This is a genomic window from Lentzea sp. CC55, from assembly GCF_021056325.1.
In the GTDB taxonomy this organism is placed as follows: Bacteria; Actinomycetota; Actinomycetes; order Mycobacteriales; family Pseudonocardiaceae; genus Lentzea; species Lentzea jiangxiensis.
Window position 1 is genome coordinate 824,061 of the sequence record NZ_JAJCXE010000022.1, and the last position, 17,498, is coordinate 841,558.

18 protein-coding genes and 1 tRNA gene are annotated in these 17,498 nt (G+C 67.7%); 4 read left to right on the forward strand and 15 right to left on the reverse strand.

What is annotated here, in order from left to right:
- Positions 1–4: 4 nt before the first annotated feature.
- Positions 5–580, reverse strand: coding sequence for a TetR/AcrR family transcriptional regulator (locus tag L6E10_RS19870; protein WP_236221135.1), 576 nt, complete (start codon positions 578–580; stop codon positions 5–7).
- A gap of 8 nt (positions 581–588) precedes the next feature.
- Entirely contained in the window at positions 589–912 is a 324-nt protein-coding gene (locus L6E10_RS19875; protein WP_236220965.1) for a multidrug efflux SMR transporter, read from the reverse strand.
- A 144-nt stretch (positions 913–1,056) separates the two neighbouring features.
- Here L6E10_RS19875 and L6E10_RS19880 point away from each other — a divergent pair, with 144 nt between their 5' ends.
- The gene (locus L6E10_RS19880) at positions 1,057–3,318 is read left to right on the forward strand and encodes a (Fe-S)-binding protein (protein WP_236220966.1); all 2,262 of its coding nucleotides are present in this window, start codon (positions 1,057–1,059) and stop codon (positions 3,316–3,318) included.
- A gap of 62 nt (positions 3,319–3,380) precedes the next feature.
- Here L6E10_RS19880 and L6E10_RS19885 read toward each other — a convergent pair whose 3' ends face one another.
- The 4 genes from L6E10_RS19885 to L6E10_RS19900 form a co-directional block, all read right to left on the reverse strand.
- Positions 3,381–3,761, reverse strand: a complete 381-nt coding sequence (locus tag L6E10_RS19885; protein ID WP_236220967.1) for a phage holin family protein — start codon at positions 3,759–3,761, stop codon at positions 3,381–3,383.
- 33 nt (positions 3,762–3,794) lie between these two features.
- Positions 3,795–5,417: an SdrD B-like domain-containing protein gene (locus tag L6E10_RS19890; RefSeq protein WP_236220968.1), complete on the reverse strand. Its 1,623-nt coding sequence runs from the start codon at positions 5,415–5,417 to the stop codon at positions 3,795–3,797.
- A gap of 299 nt (positions 5,418–5,716) precedes the next feature.
- Positions 5,717–6,268, reverse strand: coding sequence for a MarR family winged helix-turn-helix transcriptional regulator (locus L6E10_RS19895; RefSeq protein ID WP_236220969.1), 552 nt, complete (start codon positions 6,266–6,268; stop codon positions 5,717–5,719).
- A gap of 59 nt (positions 6,269–6,327) precedes the next feature.
- Positions 6,328–7,089, reverse strand: coding sequence for an SdrD B-like domain-containing protein (locus L6E10_RS19900; RefSeq protein ID WP_236220970.1), 762 nt, complete (start codon positions 7,087–7,089; stop codon positions 6,328–6,330).
- A gap of 316 nt (positions 7,090–7,405) precedes the next feature.
- Here L6E10_RS19900 and L6E10_RS19905 point away from each other — a divergent pair, with 316 nt between their 5' ends.
- On the forward strand, positions 7,406–8,380 hold the full coding sequence (locus L6E10_RS19905) for a cation diffusion facilitator family transporter (protein ID WP_236220971.1): 975 nt from the start codon (positions 7,406–7,408) through the stop codon (positions 8,378–8,380).
- Here the strand turns inward: L6E10_RS19905 and dcd are convergent.
- Entirely contained in the window at positions 8,377–8,958 is a 582-nt protein-coding gene (gene dcd, locus L6E10_RS19910; RefSeq protein ID WP_236220972.1) for a dCTP deaminase, read from the reverse strand. The genes L6E10_RS19905 and dcd overlap by 4 nt on opposite strands.
- A 71-nt stretch (positions 8,959–9,029) precedes the next feature.
- Between dcd and L6E10_RS19915 the strand changes: the two genes are divergently transcribed.
- Positions 9,030–9,103 (forward strand) — tRNA-Gly (locus tag L6E10_RS19915).
- Positions 9,104–9,156: 53 nt separating this feature from the next.
- Here the strand turns inward: L6E10_RS19915 and L6E10_RS19920 are convergent.
- The 6 genes from L6E10_RS19920 to L6E10_RS19945 form a co-directional block, all read right to left on the reverse strand.
- On the reverse strand, positions 9,157–9,660 hold the full coding sequence (locus L6E10_RS19920; protein WP_236220973.1) for a hypothetical protein: 504 nt from the start codon (positions 9,658–9,660) through the stop codon (positions 9,157–9,159).
- A gap of 72 nt (positions 9,661–9,732) precedes the next feature.
- Positions 9,733–11,019 carry a DUF4407 domain-containing protein gene (locus L6E10_RS19925; RefSeq protein ID WP_236220974.1) on the reverse strand — a complete coding sequence of 429 codons (1,287 nt, stop codon included), beginning with the start codon at positions 11,017–11,019 and terminating at the stop codon, positions 9,733–9,735.
- A gap of 13 nt (positions 11,020–11,032) precedes the next feature.
- Positions 11,033–11,959, reverse strand: coding sequence for a hypothetical protein (locus L6E10_RS19930; RefSeq protein WP_236220975.1), 927 nt, complete (start codon positions 11,957–11,959; stop codon positions 11,033–11,035).
- A gap of 64 nt (positions 11,960–12,023) precedes the next feature.
- Positions 12,024–14,117 carry a hypothetical protein gene (locus tag L6E10_RS19935; RefSeq protein WP_236220976.1) on the reverse strand — a complete coding sequence of 698 codons (2,094 nt, stop codon included), beginning with the start codon at positions 14,115–14,117 and terminating at the stop codon, positions 12,024–12,026.
- Positions 14,114–14,899: a hypothetical protein gene (locus tag L6E10_RS19940; RefSeq protein ID WP_236220977.1), complete on the reverse strand. Its 786-nt coding sequence runs from the start codon at positions 14,897–14,899 to the stop codon at positions 14,114–14,116. The genes L6E10_RS19935 and L6E10_RS19940 overlap by 4 nt, the downstream gene beginning before the upstream one ends.
- Before the next feature lie 6 nt (positions 14,900–14,905).
- On the reverse strand, positions 14,906–15,553 hold the full coding sequence (locus L6E10_RS19945) for a Crp/Fnr family transcriptional regulator (RefSeq protein ID WP_236220978.1): 648 nt from the start codon (positions 15,551–15,553) through the stop codon (positions 14,906–14,908).
- A gap of 387 nt (positions 15,554–15,940) precedes the next feature.
- On the opposite strand from L6E10_RS19945, the gene L6E10_RS19950 reads away from it, so the two are divergent.
- Entirely contained in the window at positions 15,941–16,408 is a 468-nt protein-coding gene (locus tag L6E10_RS19950) for a Pycsar system effector family protein (RefSeq protein ID WP_236220979.1), read from the forward strand.
- Here L6E10_RS19950 and L6E10_RS19955 read toward each other — a convergent pair.
- Together L6E10_RS19955 and L6E10_RS19960 are read right to left on the reverse strand one after the other, a co-directional pair.
- Positions 16,403–17,026: a Crp/Fnr family transcriptional regulator gene (locus L6E10_RS19955; protein WP_236220980.1), complete on the reverse strand. Its 624-nt coding sequence runs from the start codon at positions 17,024–17,026 to the stop codon at positions 16,403–16,405. The genes L6E10_RS19950 and L6E10_RS19955 overlap by 6 nt on opposite strands.
- Positions 17,027–17,080: 54 nt before the next feature.
- The gene (locus L6E10_RS19960; protein ID WP_236220981.1) at positions 17,081–17,497 is read right to left on the reverse strand and encodes a hypothetical protein; all 417 of its coding nucleotides are present in this window, start codon (positions 17,495–17,497) and stop codon (positions 17,081–17,083) included.
- Position 17,498 lies beyond the last annotated feature (1 nt).

The window sequence follows — 17,498 nt, forward strand, 5'->3', positions numbered from 1 at the left end:
GCCCTCATTCTTCCCCGGCGGGCGGGGCCGGATCGTCGCGACCGCGGATCAAGAAGGACACGATTGGCTCCAGCTCGTCCTCGGTCGGGGCGACGTCCGCGATCAGGCCCTGCACCAGCAGCCCGTCGATCGCGGCGAGGAACGCGCGGAACGCGACCGGGTCGGCAGGCCGCGCGAGCTGCACCGCCAGGTCGAGCCAGCGGCGCGCGGCGGGCTTCAGCTCGGGCCGGCGGCCCGCCAGCAGGTACAGCTCGTACTCGGCGAGCGTCCGCCCCCGGTCGCGGCCGACCGCCTTCGCGAGGCTCGACGCGATCTCGCGCGCGGTGCCGCTCGCGACGATCTTCAGCATGTCGTCGCACAGCGCTTCGGCCGACCACAGCAATGTCGCGATCAGCAGTTCGTCGAGCGTCGCGAAGTAGTAGGTGGGCGCTGTCGTCGGCACGCCAGCCTCACGGGCGACGCTGCGGTGCGTCACGCCGGCGATGCCCTCGCGCTCGATCACGCGCAGCGCGGCCTCGACGATCGCCCGCCGCTTCTTCTCCCCGCGCGCCTTGCGGCCGTCGACCTTCTGGCTCTCCACCACGGCGGTCAGTGCGTCCTCCCGAGTTCGAGCGTCACCACGCCTCCGATGATCAGCGCCAGTCCGATGACCATCGTCGGGTTGAGGGTCTCGCCCAGGAACCTCCAGCCGATGATCGCGACGGCTGAGACGCCGACGGCCGACCACACGGCGTAGGCGACACCCACGGGCATACCCAACTTCAACGCGCGCGAAAGTGCCGTGAAGGCGATGGCGTACCCGACGACGACCACCACCGACGGCCACAGCCTGGTGAATCCCTCGGACAGCTTCAACGAGACCGTGGCCCCGATTTCCGCCACGATCGCCGCGGCGAGGAGCAGGTACAACACGGCGACCCCCGGAGACTGGAACCAGATACCTGAACGATTGTTCCAGAAGTTTGGGGGCCAGTTCCGCCTTCTTGACCGGTCCGTGAGGAGACACCGGCCACGTCCAAGTGGTTACTCAGCGGTAACCTGGCCTAGACTCCCGCCATGACCCTCCAGCTGGTTCTCGGACTCGTCGCCGTGGCGGTGAGCGTCGTCGCCTGGGGCGTGTTCGTCGCCGGCGTGCTGAAGCAGATCAGGATCATCCGGCTCGGGCAGCCGGACGGCACCCGCTTCGGGCCGTTCGTGCCGCGCATGAAGACGATGATCGTCGAGTTCGTCGCCCACACCAGGATGGCGAAGTTCCGCTCGGTCGCCCCGTGGCACTGGATGGTGATGTGGGGCTTCCTCATCGGCTCCGCGGTGCTGTTCGAGGCGTACGGCGAGGTGTTCGACCCGCGCTTCCACTGGCCGGTCATCGGCACGTGGTCGATCTGGCTGCTGCTGGTCGAACTGCTGGGCCTCGGCACCGTCGTCGGTGGTGTGGCCCTCGCGATCATCCGCCAGCTCAACCACCCGCGCCGGGCCGACCGGATCTCCCGCTTCGCGGGCTCGAGCTTCCGCTCCGCCTACTTCGTCGAGGCGGTCGTGATCATCGAGGGCATCGGCATCCTCCTGGTCAAGGCGTTCAAGCAGTCGAGCGGCCTCGAGTCCGCGCCGCTGTGGACGTCGTTCGTGACGCAGCCGCTCGCGCAGCTCCTGCCCTCCGCGCCCATCTGGGTGTCGGTGATGGCGCTGGTCAAGCTGCTGAGCGGCATGATCTGGCTGGTCGTCGTCGGCCGGAACCTCACGATGGGCGTCGCCTGGCACCGGTTCTCGGCGTTCTTCAACATCTACTTCAAGCGCGAGGACGACGGCGGCGTCGCCTTGGGCGCGCTCAAGCCGATGATGTCCGGCGGCAAGGTGCTCGACCTCGAGGAGGCCGACCCGGACAAGGACGTGTTCGGCGTCGGCAAGGTCGAGGACTTCAGCTGGAAGGGCTGGCTCGACTTCTCCACCTGCACCGAGTGCGGCCGCTGCCAGTCGCAGTGCCCCGCCTGGAACACCGGCAAGCCGCTGTCGCCCAAGATGGTCATCACGCAGCTGCGCGACCACGCCTACGCCAAGGCGCCGTACCTGCTCGCCGGCGGATCGCGCGACATGGCCGGTGACGAGGTCGGCCTGGTCGAGGACAAGTACGAGGACTACAAGAAGCGCCTCGAGTCGATCGACGTGCTGGCGATGGCCGAGTCGGAGCGCCCGCTGGTCGGCGGCCCCGACGAGCTCGGCGTCATCGACCCCGAGGTGCTGTGGTCCTGCACGACCTGCGGCGCGTGCGTCGAGCAGTGCCCGGTCGACATCGAGCACGTCGACCACATCGTCGACATGCGCCGCTACCAGGTGCTGATCGAGTCGAACTTCCCGACCGAGCTCGGCGGCATGTTCAAGAACCTCGAGAACAAGGGCAACCCCTGGGGCCAGAACGCCAAGGACCGCCTGGCCTGGACCGAGGGTCTCGACTTCGAGGTGCCGGTGTTCGACGGCGACCTGGGCGACGCGGAGTACCTGTTCTGGGTCGGCTGCGCCGGCGCGTTCGAGGACCGCGCGAAGAAGACCACGCGGGCCGTCGCCGAGCTGCTGCACACCGCGGACGTGAAGTACACGGTGCTCGGCCCGGAGGAGACCTGCACCGGTGACCCGGCCCGCCGCGCCGGCAACGAGTTCCTGTTCCAGATGCTCGCGCAGCAGAACGTCGAGGTGCTCAACGCGGTCTTCGAGGACCGCCCGGCCGGTCAGCGCAAGATCGTCGTGACGTGCGCGCACTGCTTCAACACGCTCGCGAACGAGTACCCGCAGGTCGGTGGCACCTACGAGGTCGTGCACCACACGCAGCTGCTGAACAAGCTGGTCCGCGAACGCCGCCTGGTGCCGGTCGCGCCGGTCACCGAGGACGTCACGTACCACGACCCGTGCTACCTGGGCCGCCACAACAAGGTCTACGAGGCACCCCGCGAGCTCATCGGGGCGTCCGGCGCGAAGCTGCGCGAGATGCCGCGCCACGAGGAGCGCTCCATGTGCTGCGGTGCCGGTGGCGCTCGCATGTGGATGGAGGAGCGGATCGGCAAGCGCATCAACCTCGACCGCGTGGACGAGGCCCTCGGCACCGCGCCGTCGAAGATCGCGACCGGCTGCCCGTTCTGCCGCGTGATGCTGACCGACGGCGTGACCGCGCGGCAGTCCGACGGCCAGGCCGGTGCGCACGTCGAGGTCGTGGACGTCGCGCAGATGCTGCTGGAGTCCGTGCGCCGCGGCACGGAGAAGCAGGACACGCCGACCGACGAGGTCCCGACCGGCACGCCGCTGCCGGACGAGGACAAGGCGAAGGCCTGAGTCCCACGGCAAGACGAAGGCCCTCGGTCCACATCGGACCGAGGGCCTTCTTCGTCACCGGGTCAGTCCTTGTCGGTGACCTTGTCGTAGACGACGTTCAGGACCCAGCCGGTGAGGGCGACGATGATCGCGCCCCAGAACGCGGGCCAGAAACCGTCGACGCGGAACGGCAGGTCGAGCTGCTCGGCCAGCCAGCCGGTGAGCATGAACAGCAGCGCGTTCACCACGAGCCCGATCAGGCCGAGCGTGAGCAGGTAGAACAGGCAGCCGAAGAACTTCACCACCGGCTTCACGACCGCGTTCACCAGGCCGAAGATCACCGCGACGCCGAGCAGCGTGAGGACCTTCGCCCCGGTGGTGCCCTCACCCAGGTCGATGCCCGGGAGGGCGGTCGACACCCAAACCGCCACGGCGGTCAGCAGCACGTGCACCAAGATGCCCATGCCGCGAGACTAGCCGTGGCGGGTCCTAAGTGGTCAGGACCGGCGGCGGCGCGCCACGAGGAACGCAGCCGTGCCGGCCGCGAGCAGCAGAGCGCCCAGGCCGAGGAAACCCAGTGGTGAGGCGCCCGTGGACGCCAGCCCGGTCTTGTTCCCCGCCTGCGCCACGGCCGGAGCGGTCGTGGTGGTCGTCGGCGCCGGGGTGCCCGGAGTCGTGGTCTCCGGGCCCTTCTCCACGACCCTCACCGCGCGGAACGCCACGTTGTCCTGGAACGGGTCCTTGAAGAACTTGCTGGGCCGCACGATGACGTGCAGGTTCTGGATTTCCAGCTCGGTGAACCTGATCCTGAGCCGCACGTCGACGCTCCTGCCCGGCGCGATCGGGTCCTTCGACTCGAACTCGAACCCGGTGCCGTTCGGCGCCACCACGTTGTCGCTGTGGGACAGCGTCTCCGCGTCGTAGCTCGCGAGCACGAACGACGCCTTCTCGGCGGCCTCGCCCTTGTTGCTGATCCTGATGACGACGTCGGCCTCCTCGCCGAGGACGTAGACGTCCTTGGCCGGCGTGAGCACCGGAACGTCGACCGCGAGGTCGCCCTTGATCGCCGTGTGGCGGAGGTCGAACGTGTTGACGTTGTTGAACCGCTCGAGCTTGAACGTGCTCGAACCGGTCGTGCCGACCGGGCGGAGATTCCTGGCCGAGTGGTCGGCGGGGACGAACGCGTAGTCGCCGAAGGGCAGGTCGGTGAGTTCGAAGTAGCCCTTCTCGTCCGGTGCCGGCAGCGGCTTGCCGTTCAGGGTGCCGGGATCGAGCAGCTGCTCGTCCGGCTGGCGCACGTGGTCCAGGTTGGCGTCCACGTACGAGTACCCGACGACGCGGGAACCGTAGAGGCGGACGTCGACCGTGCCGCCCGTGGTGGTGCGGTCGAACGTGCTGGAGGTACCCGCGTTGTACCGCTGGAGCGCCGGCGACTCGACGCGGTACCTGCCCGCCGGGAGGTTCTCCACCCGGTAGCGGCCCTCCTCGTCGGTGGCGTACTTGGCGACCCTCTCACCGGAGTCCGCCTTGACGATCGTGCCGCCCGGATCCCCGGCCAGCGCGACCTCACCCTCGTCGTACCGGCTGTTGCCGTTGCGGTCGAGGTAGACCCGGCCCTCGATGCTGATCGTCTCGTCCTGCGCCGCCGCGGTGGTGGCCGCGACGGGCAGGGCGAGGGCTGCCGTCATCGCGACGGCGAACACCTTCTTCACGTTGTCCCCCAATGGTTTCAGTTTTTCAGGAGCGGCGACGCGCCACGAGGAACGCACGCGTGCCGGGCGCCAGGAGCAGCGCGCCGAGGCCGAGGAAGCCCAGCGGCGACGCACCCGTGGACGCGAGGCCCGAGCCGTTGCCCGCCTCGCCGGCGGCCGGGCCGGTCGTCGCGGCGGGTGCGGCCGAGGTCTGCGTGGACGAGGTCCGGGCGAGGACGTGGTCGTCGCGGTGGTCTCCGCCCCCTTCTCCACGACCTCGATCAGCAGCTTCTGCTTGTTGTCGGCGAAGTTGTCCTCGCCCCACCTGCTCGGGGTGACGAACGGGAAGACGTGCGGCAGCTCGGTCGAGGTGAGCTTCACGCGGAGCTTGACGTCGATGCTCTTCCCCGGCAGCAGCAGGTCCTTCATCGTGAACGTGTCGTCCTTGGGGTTGAAGTAGAGGACGTCGATCGGCGCAGAGGAGAAGTCCGCGTCGACGTCGTAGACGCGGCGGCCGTACCGGCCACGGGCGGGAGGAAGGCAGCCGCCGGCGCGGCCGCGCAGATCTTGCGCACAGTTCCCCCAGGTTCCGATACTCCATCCGGGTATCGGAATCCGGGGGTTCCGGTGTTGCGTGAACTCCGTCACTCGGACAGCGGGTAGCCACCCATCTCGCACCCCCTCGCGTGCCATTTAGCACGATGTCGGACAGTACGAGTTCGTAGCAATTACTCCTTGCTGTCGAGTGCGAGCCGCGTGCGCCGGCGAGCGGGCCCCAGCTCGCCCGACAGCACCTCCATGACCTGGCGCAGCAGATCGCGCAGGGTTTCGAGGTCCGCCTCCGGCAGCGCGGTGAGGAGGTCCCGCTCCCGTTCCGCCTGACCTGCGACGATCTGCAGGAAGATCGCGCGGCCCGCGTCCGTGAGCGTCGCCGGCAACGACCGCCGGTCGCTCGGGTCGAGCTCACGCACGACCAGACCGGCCTTCTCCAACCGGTCGAGCCGGCTGGTGATCGTCGTGGCCGGGCTCAGCGTGCCGTTCGCGAGCTGCTTGGGCGTGAGGCGGTGCGGCGGCCCGATCCAGAACAGGCGCGCGAGGATCTCGTAGTCGGCGCGGTTGAGGCCGTGCGGCGCGGCGATCTCCGCGGCGAGGAAGTCGAGGTACTTGCTGATCTGGTGCACGCGGTCGACCACACCCTCGACCACCGGATCGATCGCCGGAACCAGGGCCCTCCACGACTCGACCTCGGCATCGGTGTCGCCAGCACCACGGTTGCCCATCCCACGATGGTAGTTGCGGCGCGGCCCGCGCCCTTCCCGGACGCGGGCCGCCCTCCCCGTCAGCCGGTGACGCTGACGTACCCGTTGCAGGCGTTGTTCTGCGGGGTGACGTCGCCCTCCAGGTCCGCCGGCGCGCTGAACTCGACCACCAGGTCGCCGGGAGCCGTCGCGACGAACGTGGCCAGCACGAAGTTCGGCTCACCGGTGTTCGGCGCGACCGCGCCGAGCAACGTGGTGGCCTCGCGCTCCCAGACGTGGTGGACGTCGCCGGTGATGCTCTCCAGCCTCAGCCCCGCACCCCAGCGGGCGTCGAGCTGGATCTGGTCGGCGACGTTGCCGCGGTTGCCGTAGAAGACCTGGAACGTGACGCGCTCGCCGACCGCGACCACCGGCCGGTCCGCCACGACGACGCCGACGCTCTTGTCGTGCACCGCCTTGCGGTAGCCGGCGTCCACCCGCTGCCGCGAGCCGTGCCGGACGGTGACGGTATGCCGGCCGCTGCGCAGCCAGTCGACGTCGGAGTCCCGGCCCGGCTTCGTCAGGCCGTGCCCCAGCGGCCGGGCGAACTCCATCTCGTACGTGCCGTCGGCGAGCCCGGTGAAGCGGTAGCGGCCGTGCTCGTCGGTGGTGGCGTTGGCGGGCTTGCCCGGCAGACCGACCAGGACACCCGCCATCGGCGGTTCGCCCGCCTGGCGCACGCCGTCCTCGTTGACGTCGAGCCACACCTCGCCGTTGACGGTGTTCGGCCGCTCGGCGATCGCGGGTGAGGCGGCGAGCAGGACTGCTGCGGACACGAAGAGGCCCACGGTGAACTTGTGCATCGGTGCTTTCCCCCATGTTCGAGATTTCCCCAGAGGCCCTTCCGGGCCCGCAGAGGTCACTCGCACGAGCGGGCAAGCCGGTTGCCGCAGTGATCTGATCGTTATTCCCGTTGCGCCCCAACGGAAATGCAGAACGGCCCGCGTCTCTCCCGGACGCGGGCCGTTCCGTCTCACCCCCTGGTGATCAGCGTCCCCCCGGTTGCGGATCCCGCCTGTAAGACACCTCAGGTGCGGCGGATGTTGCCCCGTCCGCCGAATGTCACTCGAATGCAGTAACGATCGGCTGGCGCACCCCACCGGTCCTAGGCTGATCACCATGAGCGAGAAGCCGGCGGGATCAGGCGAGAGCACGCTGACAGTCGTCCTCGCGCTGCTGGTCAACCTGGCTATCGCGGTCATGAAGGCCATCGCGGGCGTTGTGACCGGTTCGGCCGCGATCCTCTCCGAAGCGGCCCACTCGGTGGCCGACACGTTCACCGAGGCCCTGCTGCTGACGGCCCTGCGCCGCTCCGACCGCCCCGCCGACCGCCGACACCCGTTCGGCTACGGCAAGGAGCGCTACTTCTGGTCGCTGCTGGCCGCCGTCTCGATCTTCGCGTCGGGTGCGGTGTTCGCGTTCTACGAGGGCTTCCGCACGGTCTTCGGCGCCCCGGAGGAACAGACCCGCCCGCTCGTCGGCTACATCGTGCTGGGCCTGGCCTTCGCCCTCGAGTCGGTGTCGTGGACCCAGGCGTTCCGGCAGGTCCGCTCCGAGTCGAAGAAGCACGGCCGCGGTTTCTGGGACTTCCTGCGCGTGTCCGACGACCCGACCGTGAAGACGGTCTTCCTCGAGGACTCCGCCGCCCTGATCGGCCTGGTCCTGGCGTTCCTCGGCCTGGGCCTGCACCAGCTGACCGGCTCGTCGGTGTGGGACGGCCTCGCCTCGCTGGCGATCGGCGTGCTGCTGGCACTCGTCGCCTACACCCTGGCGCGCACCAACCGCGGCCTGCTGATCGGCCGCCAGGCGGACCCGGTGGTGGTGAAGGCGATCTGGCACCGCCTGGCGGGGGAACCCGAGGTCGACGCCGTCGTGGACCTGCTGACGATGCTCATCGGCACCGACCGCGTACTGCTCTGCGCGCGCCTGGACTTCGTCGACACGCTGACGGCGGCCGAACTGGAGAACGCCTGCGTCCGCATCTCCTCGGAGCTGCACGCGGAGTTCCCCGACCTCGACGAGATCTTCCTGGAACCGGTACCCCGCACCGACCCGGACCTGCGGCGCCGGGTGCTGGAGCGCTACGGCTTCTAGCGGCGCGTGTCCGTGCGGTGGAAGTTCAGGTACGCGCGGCTCGGCGTGGGCCCGCGCTGCCCCTGGTACCGGCTCCCGGCCTGCGTCGAGCCGTAGGGGTGCTCGGCCGGGCTGGACAGCTTGAACAGGCAGAGCTGCCCGATCTTCATGCCGGGGTGCAACGTGATCGGCAGGTTGGCGACGTTCGACAGCTCCAGCGTGATGTGCCCGGAGAAGCCGGGGTCGATGAAGCCCGCCGTGGAGTGCGTGAGCAGCCCCAGCCGGCCGAGGCTGGACTTGCCCTCGAGCCGCCCCGCCAGGTCGTCCGGCAACGTGACCATCTCGTACGTCGAGCCGAGCACGAACTCACCGGGGTGCAGCACGAACGGCTCACCCTCGGGCGTCTCGACCAGGCTCGTGAGGTCGTCCTGCTGCTGCGCGGGGTCGATGTGCGTGTACCTCGTGTTGTTGAAGACCCGGAAGAACCGGTCCAGCCGCACGTCGATGCTCGACGGCTGGAGCATCTCAAGCGTGAAGGGGTCGAGGAGGAGACGGCCGGACTCGACCTCTTTGCGCAGATCCTGGTCACTCAGCAGCACCGGGACAGGCTAGCCGAAGACGGCTGCGGGCCGTGTTGCACGCTTGTGTATGATCGGCGACGCAGTGCTTCGCGGGTGTAGTTCATTGGTAGAACGACAGCTTCCCAAGCTGTAGAGGCGGGTTCGATTCCCGTCACCCGCTCCACGCCGAAGGCCCCAGGTCATCACGACCTGGGGCCTTCGCTGTGCACCGCCACGTCACCGCCGCCCGGACGCGACGATCCTCCGCGCCTCGGCCACGATCTCGGCGTCGAGCTGCTCCGCGGACCGTTCGAGGGTGACACCGACCTCCGCGTACTCGTCGAGGTACTCGTAGTCGAAACCCAGCAGCTTGAGCTCCCGGGGCAGCTCCACCGGCGCCATCGGGAAGGTGCTCCACGCCCAGACGGCCAGCGCCTTGGGAGTGAGGTCGCCCGTCAGCACGCGTGACGCCATGACCCTGATGCCGGCCTCGTGAGCGGCGATCGTGCCCCTCGGGTGGAAGGCGAGTCCCACCTCCTGCATCGCCGCTTCGAGCAGTTCGGGCACCTCCTCGTCGGCGTGCCGGAACGACACCGCCGCGAGCGCGCACAGGGACGGGCCGTCCGCTCCCGCCACAAGCAGTTCGCAGGCCGCGCGGACGATGCCGGCGGCGCTGCCCGCGCCGACGTACCAGAGCGCGACGGCATCACTCATGGTGCTCAGCGCGGGTTCGAGGCTCATGGCGACATGGTCGGCCATGAGCCTGGTGACAGCAGCTGGTTTTTCAGCGCTCAGTCGACCGGCAGGGCGCACCTACAAGCGATGCCCGTTGACCAGCGTCTCCTGCTTCTGCGACTCCTTGAGCAGCAGTTCGGTCAGCTGGTCAACCGCGCTTTCGGCCTGTTGGCTCATCGTCACCTTGTGCCCGCGGAGATCGATGTCGATCTCCGAGAACTTCCTCTGCTCGGCGGCCTCGATCTCACGCAGTGCGATGCGGGTGGCACTCAACCGGCGTGCCTCCTCGACACGCAGTTCGTCACCGTCGACCTTGACCGCACTCGTCAGGCGCCCCTCGATGAGCCGGTCGTACGAGCTGACACCTCCGAAGATCTTCACGAGCACGGGCAAGCAGTCGATCACGATGAGGAAGAGCCGGATGAACCACAACGCAGCGAGGAGGAAGCCGCTGTCCCTGGTCAGTTCGTCGAGTGCCCTGAAGCGCTCGAGCAGGCCGATGCCGTCGTAGGTGTCGCGCTTGCCCTGCACCCGCTTCTGGATCTCTGCTGTGATCGCCTTCTCATAGTCGGCCTTCGCGGTTCCTGTCTGCGCCTCGAGTTCGTCCACCCGCTTCGTCAGCTCGTCGAGCTGGGCTTTCGCAGGTGCGACGGGGTGTGCGGCGGCGTAGTCGTCGGCCTGCTTGCGCAGGCGGAGGCATTCCGGGCCGGCGCCGGGTACGCCGGTCAACCCTTCGCCGCTTGCACCCGCACATTCACGCCGGGCGAGCTCCTCCAGCCTGCCGTGCTCCTCGGAGTCGCGTTTCACCGTGTCCTGCAGGTTCTTCGCATCGACGCGGCGAGCGGCGAGCTCCTGCTCCACGGCGGCCGGCGAGATGCCCGCTCGGATGCGGTCGGCCTCGGAGCACCCTCCGGACGGTTCGGCACCCGAAACGGGGTTGCAGCCGGCCAGCCTCTTCTCGAACGTCTCGATCTCCGCACGCCGTTCCTCGTTGACGTGCTGTTCGATCGCCTTGCCGAAGATGCTCAGGACCAGCGGCTCCGCGATCGTCACACCGAAGAAGCACGCGAGCAGCAACCTCGGCACGAGCAACCACGCGCGCCTCGTCCACTTCGACCCGGTCGAGCTCGACACCAGCCATCGGTCGAGGTTCAGCACGAACAGTCCCCAGATCAGCATCGGCACGACCAGCAAGAAGCTCCAGCCGTCGAAGATCTGGGAGAGCGCGAGCCCGAAAGAAGCGGTGGCGATGGTCGCCGTGCCCAACACCGCGCCGCCGACACCCGTGTACCGAGCACGTTCTTGGGGGACCTTGGCGAGCACTTCCTCGTCAACACCCGCGAAAACGCGCAGCCTTCTGCTCATCGACATCTTGTTCTCAGACAACGTCGTCCTCGTTGGGGGCGAAGCCGGGCTTCTCGCTGTCGGCCGAGGTCACGGAGCGCCGACGGTGGTTGGGGCCGACCTCTTGCGCCGGCTGGATGCCCAGTTGGGCCTGGGTGACGCGGTTGATCAGGTCGACCGGGTCGTAACCGATCCGGTTCAACGCGTTGTTCTCGCTCAGGTGTTTGAGCACCGTCAGCAGGTTCTCGTCCTGCCTGTGCCGTTCTTCGCGAAGCTGGTCCGCGATTTGAGCCGCCGTGACCTCGCCTCGGTCGAGCGCAAGCGCGCTGGTCATCTCCGGCCCGCGGCTGATGAGTTCGTTCAGGAACTCCGCGGACGCCCGCTGACCGCTGAGCTCGAACTCCTTGAGCTTCCTCTTCCACTCGACGGCCTGGATCTGCTTGCCGTGGCTGCGGAGTTCGCCAGGGGTGAGGACGTCCACGGTGGACAGCTTGACGCTGAGACCGGGAATCATGGGAGGCTCCAGCGTGCAGTACGCCGTCACCCGCGCGTTGGCCATGCTGCGAACCGCGTTCAGTTCGTCGATGCTGTGGTCGATGCCCAACTCGACCAGCTTCCGATCACGGCGAAGGTGTTCGCCCAACACCTGCACGACGTTCGTCAACCGCCGGGCCACGACCGTCTCGGCGTGCGTGACGACGCAGTCGAAGCGGACGCGCACGTAGAAGTCGTTGCCGGGGTTGGAAGACGGGATGGGGAGGTCGACGGTCACGAGTTGCTGCCGCACGTCGACCAGACTGACTGCGACAGCGTCGACCACCGCCTCCTCAGCGCCGGTCAGGTGCCTGCGCTCGGTGAAGGCCTCGTACCGCCCGCCGGTTTCGAACACGAGGACCGTGCCGGAGACCTGCGGTGGGAGTTCGTCCACGTCGCGCCGGCGGGAGAACACGCGTCGCTTCACAGGACTGAGCGTCCGCTCCTCGCAAATCGGGTAGTTCGTGCTGCTGTTCATTCCGCGGGTCCCCTCAACGAACGTTTGCGGTCAAGAAAGCGGTGAGCAGTGCAGAAGTGACTTGATCGGCGATGCCCCCACCGCCGGCGGAGCCGAACTCGTAGTCGAGAGATCGCCGGAGAAGATCGACTTCTGCATCGGTCAGACAGGCTCGTACGGCTTCGCCGAGTCGCCCCGTCACCTGGCGAGCGACATCGTCACCGCCCAGCCCGGCAAGAGTGCTGCGGAGGGCATCGATCGCTTTGCCGCGGTGCCGGCCGCTTCGCAACGCCTCAGCCCAGAGCTCACCGATGACTTCGACGTTCTGCGGCTGGTTGCGCAACACCGCAGCCATCGCAGCCTCACCGGAATCGGGCTGTCTGGCGGCCAGCACGGTGCTCACCGCGTCCAGCGCCGGAAGGTCCCTGCCCGCGTCAATGGCGGTGTCGAGTCCACGTTGGATGAACCGGAGCAGGCTGCCGGCGTCTTCGCCCTCGGCTGTGTTCGCGCAGAAGAGCAACGCGATCGACTGGCGGGCGACCCGCGGCTCGACACCACCGCGGGAGGCCAGGTGCCACAACCAGGTCAGTGCGGAAACCTGGTAGCGAATGCCCAGCGTGCTGCCCAAAGCGGCTGCCGCTGTGATCCTGCGCCGGATGCTCCCGTCACGCACCCACTTCAGGGCGAGGTCGAGCGCGACGGACGCCAGGGAGTCGTCGATGCACATCCAGGACAACACGTAGGCCGCCGTCGCGCGCTCCGGCCCGGCGCCGTCCGACCACGGGTCCAGGAACGACTCCTCCACCTCACCCCAGGAGTCGCGGCACAACAACGCCAGTCCGAGCGCGACCTGGACCTGCACCTCTGACACGGGGGCCGTTGCGGCGATCTCCCTGACCCACGTCCGCACGGGCGCCCAGAGTTCGATCCCATAGCGCTCCGACAGTTCTGCGATCACGTGCTCGCGGTAGTCGTCCGCGCGGAACACCACCATTCGCTCACGGTCGGGATCACCCGGTCCCGCGGCGGCGTCGCGCCTGACGACGAAAAGACCCTCCTCCTTCGTCCAGCCGACTCGGCTCTGCACGACCTTGTCGCCCAGGTCGAGCGGCGGGGAGGTCGTCACCTCGCTACCGCCCGATGCGCCGAGAGCCAGCAGACGCTGGTGCAACACTTCGAACTTCCTGAGCGGAACACCGTGGGCGAAGACGGCGGCCGCTGCCGACAGGACGTCGCCCAGCGTTCGGCTCTCGTCGTCGAACCAGTCCCGAACGTTGTCCTTCGACGAGCCGTCAAGAGCAGCGAGCGCGTCACGGCAGCTGACGGACGCCGCCTTGGCGATGGTCACGACCGTGCGCGGGAAGGTCAGATCGGAGACGCGCTTGCGCACGAGTTCCAAATCGGGATCCTCGATCGCGGCGGCACCGACGTACCGGTCGAACAACAGTCGCGGATCCGGCGGTTGCCACTCGACGACGAGTTCGCGGACGAGCTTGCGCAACGAGCCCGCCGAACTCAGCGTCATCACCAGGTAGGAACCGTTCCGCACCAGCTCGTCCCTGACCCGCTCGATCTCGAACCGTTGCTGCACCGACGCGGCGCCGCTGTCCAGCCGGTCCGCCACCAGGTAGCCCTTGTTCCGCTTGACCACGAGTTCACCGAGGTCTGCCGACGGGGCTTGCGCCGTGATCTGACAACCAGGCGGGAGCACGGAATGCAGCCCGGCGATGGCTCCGGTTCGCTTGCCGGTGCCATCCACCCCGACCAGCAACGCGATGTGCTTCTCCCGCAACAGCTCCACCAGGCTGTCAAAGCACTCGGAACCGACGTAGCGCTCAACGATCGTCTCGACCTCGACGCTGCTGATCGGACCGGTCGACCTCCTGGCCGACGCCGAGATCGAGACCCCGAACCTGGCGTTTTCAGCGTCCACGCGCCCGTAGAAGTTGTTGATGACCTGGCTGCCGCGCAACTCCTCGGCCGCGAGAACGTCATCCTCGTGTTTCTCTTCCTGCCTGCCTCCCGCAGCCTGCAGATCATCCGCGGGCGAGGACTGGCCGGCGCCACTCGCCTCCACGGGCTCATCGACGCGGTCGCCGTTCTCGGCTTCGCTGTCGGCCACGATCACCCCTGGAAGCCGAAGTTCGCCTGGTTCGCGTGCACGACGTCGTGGAACTCGTTGTGCACCGCGCGGTTGCCTGCTGCGGATCTCCGCGCGCGCGGAGATCCGGAACCCCCGAGTTCCAAGGCGTGCACGTCAGCGCCGGGCACCCTCAACCAACCCGATGTCGTGATCTCCTTGCACACCACCTCGACCTTGCGGAAGTCCCGGGGGGACAACGAGGTGTGTCCGTGTGCGACCACGTGGTCGAACACCTCCGGGGAGAGGACCACGGCGAGATTCGCGTCCGGTGCGGCGATCAGCGCCTGCTTGACCGCTGCACCGTTGACGAGCCTGCTCACGTGCACGACGGCCTGGCCGCCGAACCCCATCGCCGAAGGGAAAGCGTTCCCGTGATGCAGCGCGGCCCTCAGCCGGAGTCTCCTGCTCGGCGGCACACCGACGTTCACGGCTGCGAGGTGGCGGTCGAGCGCTGCGATGAACTGGTCGACGACGTACGGCTCGAACTCGTCGTTCGGGATCACCGCGAGTTCTTCGTCGCCCTTGGGCTGACGCAGCCACCTGTCCCTGTGCAGCCCCGCGGCCTGTGCCGCGTCCCTCAGCACCTGCGCGAGCTTGTCCTGAACCGCGGACTTCTCAGGATCGCTTCGGCTTCCGTAGGCCTCCACGTCTGCGGTCATGCAGAGGGCACGACTAAACGGTTCAACCATTCCGACTACCTTCCTGGACAGGACGACTGACCGAGGCAGCGCCTTGCCGAACTTTCTACCGGAACAGACGAACGACATTCCCCACTAGCAGGGATTTTCGTCCAGATTTTCAGCGCGTTGTCTCAGCGCCGGCTCGTCGAGCAGGACGCAACCACGGTAACCCCATCTGATGATCCGACCATTTTCGAGATCACGCAGTTCCGATTCTGCCGCCGAGAGCGACACGCCCGCCAACGAAGCCAGCTCCCGCTGGGTGAGCGCAACGGCGAGTTGGACGCCGACTTCAAGCGGCCTGCCGTGAATTGCGTACAGCTCACCGAGGATCCGAGCCACCCGCACGGACACCCGACGAGAGTTCGCCGCGTCGAGGCGGCGTTCGTTCGCCCACCTCAACCTGGCGGAGAGCATTCGACCGAACTCGATCGCGACAGGCGGATGATCACGCTGAAAGCGCTCCCATTCCTCCCAGGCTATTGTCCTGAACCTGGTCGGCGCGCAGGCGCGCACGCTGGCACTCCGCGGCTTCACCTCCAGCGGCCCCATCTCGCCGACGAGGTCGCCACCAGTCCGAATGGCGATCAGCACCGTCTTGCCACGCGCCAGGTCGACCTCCACCTTGGCATGCCCGGACGTCAGGAGGATGACCTCGCCGCCGACTTCGCCTTGGCGGACCAGGCATTCTCCTGGCACCCGAAGACGCTCGGTGCCGAGTCGCAACGCACGGTCGCGCAACGGTGAAGGCAACCTCCCGAGCAGAGTTTGCGCAGGCCAGGCTCCACCATTGTCAGTCATTCGACCTCCAGGTGCGCCAAAGAGAACGTTCGTAACGAGAAGCGATCCGGCCGGATGCGGGCGATGAAACACCGGAACAATAGCGGGTCAATCACGAGATAGCGAAACGACATTAAAGTTGATCTATGCCACTCGACGTGTCCACCAGATCACCTCCAAGCGTTCGCAAGAGTTTGCGCCCAAGATTGCTCTACATGGAGTAGTACCACCCGCACGCTGCCGAGTCTGCGGCAAATGACTCACAAAGCGCCACGAGCTCACACTCGAACAGCCGTTTTCCGATGATCCGGCGATCGTGAAAGGTGGAGGACGAAGGATGGAGGAGACATGAGCGATGCCGAATTGGCGATCGAGCAGAGCACGACGTGGATCAAGAATGCCGATGTGAAGGCGGGGCTGTGCGCCACCGCGGTCGCCGGAGTGGCCACAGCGGTGGCCAGCCAACGCCCCCTCCTGAGCACAGTGGCGAGATCGACTGGAGTGGTGAGCTCTCTGGCGCTGACCGCGCTCGGCCTGTCGGCCCTGACGCTCGTCGCGTCAGCGTTCTTCTTGGTGAAGGTGCTCCTGCCGCGAGTGGTTCCTGGAACCCACAGCCGGTACTCCTGGCCCTCTTTGGCCCAGTTGCCCTTGGACGACCTGATGACCACCACCCCGTCAGGCGAGGAGGCCGGCTGGGCTTATGCCCAGGTCCTCGCACGCATCGCCCGCGCGAAGTACAGATCTCTGCGTTGGGCGTTGATGTTGTGGTTCACGTCCGCCTCGCTGCTCCTCACATGGTTCGTCATCGCCTCATGAACCGGCGCATTCGGCCGCGAGCAGGTCCGGGCGCCGGATCACCAACGCACGTCGGGAGGTGTTGATGACACCGTCTTGCCGCAGGCCGCGAAGAGCACGAACCACGGACTCGCGGGTTGCCCCGATCGCGTGTCCGAGCTCTTCCTGGGTCAGCAGGGAGCCGACGTCGTTGCCATAGGTCGTGATCAGTTCCAGAAGTAGCCGGGCCAGTCGTTGCCTCGTCGGCAGAGTGCCGAGGTCGACGCGTTTGGTGTTGGCCTGTTCCACCCTCAGCACCAGTCGTCGCATCACCTCGCGGCTCACCGAGGGTTCGTTCTCGACGAGTCGCTCGAACTTCTCCGCAGGCACGACCAGACAGACCATCTCGGTCACAGCCGTGACCATTGCGGAGCGCGGGCGCTGAGCCAGCACACCGAAGTCACCGATCAACTCGCCGACACCTCGCAATGCGAGCAGGCTCTCCTTGCCGTTGGCAGACAGGTGCGCGACGCGACAGATGCCCTGCTCCACGTACAGAACCGATACGGCGACTTCGTGCTGCCGGACGATCACGCCACCGCGCGGGAACGCCTTCCTCACGCCGATGCGGGCCAATGCCTCGTGCAGCTGTGTGCTCACCGCCCCAGTCTGGCGCGGAACCCGTCGTTCGCCCCAGAGACGGGCGACTGGCGTTCAGTCGACCGGCAGGCCCCACGGCCGGCGGTCCAGCTCCACCCAGCCACCGCCACGGGCCAGAGCAGCACGAACCCCGGCCACGTGCTCGGCGAACGAAGCCAGGTCGCCGTGCAGCAGCTCGGCGCGTTCGACGTCCAGGGGGTGCGTGTCGTCGTGCCACAGGTCGACGGCGAACGAGGCGACGAACGACATCGACTGCAACAGCTGCAGGAGGGCTACGGACGGTTGTGAGGTCTCGGCCAGGTAGGCGAGACGGATCTCCTCGCAGGTGGTGAGGAGGGCGCGGACCTGGCGGATGGCGTCGGCGGGGGTGCCGTCCCACGACGGGTCCGGCCACACGCGGTCGCTCAGCTCCAGCCAGAGCCGCCAGCCCGTTGCCAGTTCCGCGTCGTCCGCGGGACTCCACTTACCCATG